The 5,086-nt window shown below is 61.0% G+C and carries 4 protein-coding genes; all 4 read left to right on the top strand.

The annotated features are described in order from the left end of the window. Positions 1–122: 122 nt before the first annotated feature. Genes ACILSL_RS26725 through ACILSL_RS26710 form a run of 4 tightly spaced genes read left to right on the top strand, consistent with a single transcriptional unit; the run spans position 123 to position 4,848 of the window. Complete coding sequence (locus tag ACILSL_RS26725; protein ID WP_395735126.1) at positions 123–1,139, top strand: efflux RND transporter periplasmic adaptor subunit; 1,017 nt, start codon at positions 123–125, stop codon at positions 1,137–1,139. Beyond that, the gene (locus ACILSL_RS26720) at positions 1,136–4,423 is read left to right on the top strand and encodes an efflux RND transporter permease subunit (RefSeq protein ID WP_395735125.1); all 3,288 of its coding nucleotides are present in this window, start codon (positions 1,136–1,138) and stop codon (positions 4,421–4,423) included. Before ACILSL_RS26725 ends, ACILSL_RS26720 begins: the two co-directional genes overlap by 4 nt. 6 nt (positions 4,424–4,429) lie before the next feature. Beyond that, positions 4,430–4,660, top strand: coding sequence for a DUF2892 domain-containing protein (locus ACILSL_RS26715; protein ID WP_395735124.1), 231 nt, complete (start codon positions 4,430–4,432; stop codon positions 4,658–4,660). 20 nt (positions 4,661–4,680) lie between these two features. Next, on the top strand, positions 4,681–4,848 hold the full coding sequence (locus ACILSL_RS26710; RefSeq protein ID WP_395735123.1) for a DUF6132 family protein: 168 nt from the start codon (positions 4,681–4,683) through the stop codon (positions 4,846–4,848). The last annotated feature ends 238 nt before the right edge of the window (positions 4,849–5,086 follow it).

Raw genomic sequence — 5,086 nt, 5'->3', positions numbered from 1 at the left:
AAACGATCCTTAAGAAACTGGGTGTCGGCGGTTCCTGCTGCGGAAAACGCTAAATAAGAGGAGCGCTGTACAGCCTGCTTCTGTTAGCATGATCAAGACCAGCCCCGCTTTTTATGACCATCATGAAACGTTTTCTCCCCTTCGGTGCACTGCTCGCCCTTGCCGCCTGTGGCAGGCATGAGGCCGCGCATCCAACCACTGCCTCTATGCCTAGCGCCGCCGTGAAAGTGCAGGTGGCCCGGCTGCAACCCCATGTGGCGGCTGAAGAGGTCGTGGGGACGGTGCGCTCCAAGCTGCGTGCCCAGGTGGAAGCCAAGATCAGTGGACGTGTGCTGGAATTCACCGCTACGCCCGGCGCAGCGGTGAAGGCGGGGGACATGCTCGCCCTCCTGGAAAACCAGGAGATTCAGGCCAGGGTGGACCAGGCCAAGGCGCTGCTCGATCAGGCGCAGCGCGACTTTGCGAGGCAGAAGGAGCTCGTCGCCGCAAACGCGACGACGCGGCAGGATTTTGATGCTGCCGATGCCCGGGTCAAAGTGGCCACTGCGGGGGTGCGTGAAGCCGAAACGATGATGGGCTACGCTCGCGTGACTGCGCCCTTTGATGGTGTGGTGACCCGCAAGCTAGCTGATGTGGGAGATCTGGCCATGCCGGGCAAGCACCTGCTCGAAATGGAAGCGCCGACCACGCTGCGCTTTGAGGCCGATCTTCCCGAAGCCATTCTGGACCGCATCACCATGGGGGCGAAGATGCAGGTGAAGATCGCCTCGGTGGCGAAGCCGCTTGATGCTGCCGTGAGCGAGATCGCTCCAGTGGCCGACCCTGTGAGCCGCACGTTTCAGGTGAAGCTGGATCTGCCGGCGGAGGAGGGGCTGCGCACCGGCCAGTTTGGCCGTGTGGCTGTGCCGATGGCGGAAATGCAACTGCTGATGGTTCCCCGGGCCAGTGTGATCAAGCGCGGACAGATGGAGCTGATTTTCGTCGTCAAAGAAGGGCATGCCAACCTGCGCCTGGTGAAAACGGGCAAGGTGATCAATGGCAGCATCGAAGTGCTTTCCGGCCTGGAAGAAGGCGAGCAGGTCGTGATCAGTGATGTCAGCAAACTCGCCGATGGCCAACCCGTGACGATCCAGCCATGAGCGAACCATCCCATCATTCTGAAAATTTGGGCATCGCCGGCCGCATCGCCGCGATGTTCATTGATTCCAAACTGACCCCGCTGGTCATCATCGCCTCCGTCATTCTCGGTGCTGCGGCCGTGGTGCTGCTGCCACGTGAGGAGGAGCCGCAGATCAAGGTGCCGATGGTCGATGTCATGGTGTCCATGCCCGGCTCCTCTGCGAAGGAGATCGAAGAACGCGCCACGCGGCCCATGGAAAAGCTGCTGTGGGAGGTGGCCGGTGTGGAATACCTCTACAGCACCTCACGCGACAGCGAGAGCCTGGTTATCGTGCGCTTCAAGGTGGGCGAAGACCCCGAGCGCAGCCTGGTGAAAATCACGGAGAAACTGCGCTCAAACTTTGACCGCATCCCGATGGGAGTCACTCCGCCGTTGATCAAACCGAAAAGCATTGATGATGTGCCGATCCTCGCGCTCACCTTCCACAGCGCACGCTACGATCACCTCACGCTGCGCCGGCTGGCGGCCCAGGTGGAGGAATCCGTCAAACAGGTGCCGCTCGTGGCGGAAACGAATCTGCTGGGAGGCGCACGCCGTGCGGTGCGGGTGATGCTTGATCCTGTGAAGCTTGCCTCGCGCAATCTCAGCCCTGCAGGTCTGGTGCCGATGCTGCAGCAGGCCAACCGGCAGTTTCGTGCGGGCGGCCTCACCACCGGAAACAACGAGGTGCTGGTGGAAACCGGGGCCTTCCTGAAAACTGCGCATGAAGTGGGCGACGTGGTCGTCGGCGTGTTCGGGGGCAGGCCGGTGTATCTGCACGAAGTGGCCGAGATCCAAGATGGTGGCGAAGAGGCTGTGCAGTACGTCCTCCATGGCACCAAGTCGGATGAAGAACCAGCCGTCACGCTCAGTATCGCCAAACGTCCCGGTGCGAATGCAATCTCCGTGGCGGACGAAGTAATCCGCAAGGTGGACCTGCTCAAAGGCTCGATCATTCCCGCCGATGTCTCAGTGAGCGTCACGCGCAACTACGGCGAGACCGCAGCGGAGAAGTCGAACGAGTTGCTGCTGCACATGGGTATCGCGGTGTTCAGCGTTGCCATCCTGATCTGGCTGACGCTCGGCTGGCGGGAGAGTGGCATCGTCGCCGTGGCCATTCCGGCGACGCTGGCGCTCACACTGCTCATCTTTTATCTCTACGGCTTCACGCTGAACCGCATCACCCTCTTCGCGCTCATCTTCAGCATCGGCATCCTGGTGGATGATGCGATCGTTGTGGTGGAAAACATCGTGCGTCATTTCCATCTGCCGCAGAACAAGGGACGGGACTGGTCAAAGATCGCCGTCGAAGCCGTGGGTGAAGTGGGGAATCCCACCATCCTGGCCACCTTTGCCGTGATCGCCGCCGTGCTGCCGATGGCCTTTGTGGGGGGGCTCATGGGGCCCTACATGCGCCCGATCCCGATCGGCGCGAGCGCGGCGATGTTCTGGTCGCTGCTCATCGCATTCATCGTCACGCCCTGGGCTTCGATTCGAATTCTGCGCTGGGGCGGCAAGTATTCCAAACTCACGGAAGGCGTCGCGGGGGATGACGGCCACAAGCATCTCGCGTCTGAGCACGCCGAGGACTTCTTCACCAAGCTGTACCGCCGCATGATGGGCCCGCTGATTCATCACACCGGCTGGCGCTGGATGTTCCTCGTCGGCATCACCGTGCTGCTGCTCGGAGCCATGGCGACGGTCGGCCTCGGCTGGGTGAAGGTGAAGATGCTGCCGTTTGACAACAAGAGCGAGTTTCAGGTCATCCTGAACATGCCGGAAGGCACTTCGCTGGAGCAGACGACTGCCGTGGCGCGTGAAATGGCCGCAGCGATCCGCACCGAGCCTGAAGTCACCGACTACCAGATCTATGCCGGTGTCGCCTCGCCCTACAATTTCAACGGCCTGGTACGCCACTACTTCATGCGCCGTGGTGCCAGCGTGGCGGACATCCAGGTGAACCTCGTGGGCAAACATGAGCGCAAGGCGCAGAGTCATGACATCGCCAAACGTGTGCGCCCTGCCGTCGCGGCCATCGCGGCACGCTACGGCGCACGGGTCGCCATTGCCGAAGTGCCGCCAGGACCGCCGGTGCTGCAAACCCTCGTCGCTGAGATTTACGGGCCGAATGAAGCGGACCGCCTGAAACTCGCTGAAAAGGTGAAGAACATTTTCAAGTCCACGCCCGGCGTGGTCGATGTCGATTGGTACATCGAGGCCGACCAGCAGAAGGCGCGCTTCGTCATCGACAAGGAAAAGGCCGCTCTCCATGGCATCAGCGCCGCCACGATTTCACAGACGCTCAAAATCGCCGTGGATGGCGAGACGGTCGATCTGCTGCATCAGCCCGAGGAGAAGGAGGATGTGAACATCCGCCTGGAACTGCCGCGCTCCGCGAAGACTACGCCCGAGGAACTGCTCGCGCTGCGCGTGCGCTCTGGAGATGCCAATGCGCTGCCCGAACCCGGTGCCTCCGGCTCGCCGCTGGTGCCCCTGCGCGAACTGGTGAAAGTGGAGCATGTCACCGTGGAGAAGAGCCGCTACCACAAGAACCTGATGCCTGTGACCTATGTCATCGGCGATGTGGCCGGCGTGGTCGAAAGCCCCGTGTATGCCATTTTCAAGATGAACGAGGCGCTCAAAAAACTCGACACACGCGAGTTCGGCGGCAGCGGTGCGGAACTTCAGATCCTCAATGCTTCCATGCCATTTAGCGACGCCGAACCTGCGCTGAAATGGGATGGCGAGTGGCACATCACCATCGAGGTCTTCCGCGATCTCGGCGCGGCCTTCGGCGCGTGTCTGATCCTGATCTACGTGCTCATGGTCGGCTGGTTCCGCAGCTTCATCACGCCTGCCATCGTGATGATCGCCATTCCATTCTCACTGGTCGGTATTCTGCCCGCGCATGGTTTGATGGATGCCTTCTTCACCGCCACCAGCATGATCGGCTTCATGGCAGGAGGTGGTATCGTGGTGCGAAATTCCATCATCCTTGTCGATTTCATCGAGCTGAGAATTCAGGAAGGCATGCCGCTGAGCGAGGCTGTGATCGATGCGGGCGCCGTGCGCTTCCGCCCCATGCTGCTGACCGCCATGGCCGTGGTCGTCGGTGCGGCGGTGATCCTGGCCGATCCCATCTTCCAGGGCCTCGCCATCGCCCTCATGGCCGGGGAGATCGCCAGCCTCTTTATCAGCCGCATGGCCGTGCCGGTGCTCTACTTCATGGCCAACAAGCATTCCCATCCTGAACCCAAGCCCTAAGACATTATGAAACCCAACATTGGAACCGTGGACCGCGCGCTGCGCATCATCGTTGGCCTCGGCATCATCGCCTACGGCATTGTCAATCACACCTGGCTCGGAGCCATCGGCGCCGTGCCGCTGCTCACCGCCTTTGTTCGCTTCTGCCCCCTCTATGCCCCCTTCGGCATCAGCACCTGCGGCAAAGGTGGCAATGGCAAAGGCGGCGGCTGCTGCGGAGGCGGCAAGTGCTGCTGAGTTCTACCATTCATATTTCCATGTCACACTTCCTCATTCCCATCGCCGTAGGTGCCGCCATTGGCTCGGCTCTGGGCTACTTCGGCCAATGCAGTTCTGGCACCTGCCCGCTTACCTCGACTTGGTGGCGTGGAGCCATCTACGGCAGTGTGATGGGACTGCTGATGGCGCTTGGGGCAGGGCGCTAAGAGGGCGGCACCACGCCCTGTGCCGTTATAGCGGTTCGCAAAACTCATTTCCGTTTAGCAGGCTGTTTCTTGATCGATGATCATGGGCTTCGACGGCGGCTGGCTGAGGACACAGGCTGTGTGAAAACTATTTCACCGGTTTGACCGGTGGCATGTTCATGAGCAACAAGATGAGCATGAGCCACCTTCGAGGAACTGATCGCAGCGAAGTGCAGATGCTGCCGCCATGCCTGGATGA

Source organism: Prosthecobacter sp. (assembly GCF_044222345.1).
Classification (GTDB): Bacteria; Verrucomicrobiota; Verrucomicrobiia; order Verrucomicrobiales; family Verrucomicrobiaceae; genus Prosthecobacter.
This window is presented reverse-complemented; position numbering and strand designations above follow the sequence as displayed.

Excerpts from the sequence above, each read along its gene's own strand:
- ACILSL_RS26715 (WP_395735124.1), top strand. The coding sequence starts at position 4,430 with ATGAAACCCAACATTGGAACCGTGGACCGCGCGCTGCGCATCATCGTT.
- ACILSL_RS26725 (WP_395735126.1), top strand. The coding sequence starts at position 123 with ATGAAACGTTTTCTCCCCTTCGGTGCACTGCTCGCCCTTGCCGCCTGT.
- ACILSL_RS26710 (WP_395735123.1), top strand. The coding sequence starts at position 4,681 with ATGTCACACTTCCTCATTCCCATCGCCGTAGGTGCCGCCATTGGCTCG.
- ACILSL_RS26720 (WP_395735125.1), top strand. The coding sequence starts at position 1,136 with ATGAGCGAACCATCCCATCATTCTGAAAATTTGGGCATCGCCGGCCGC.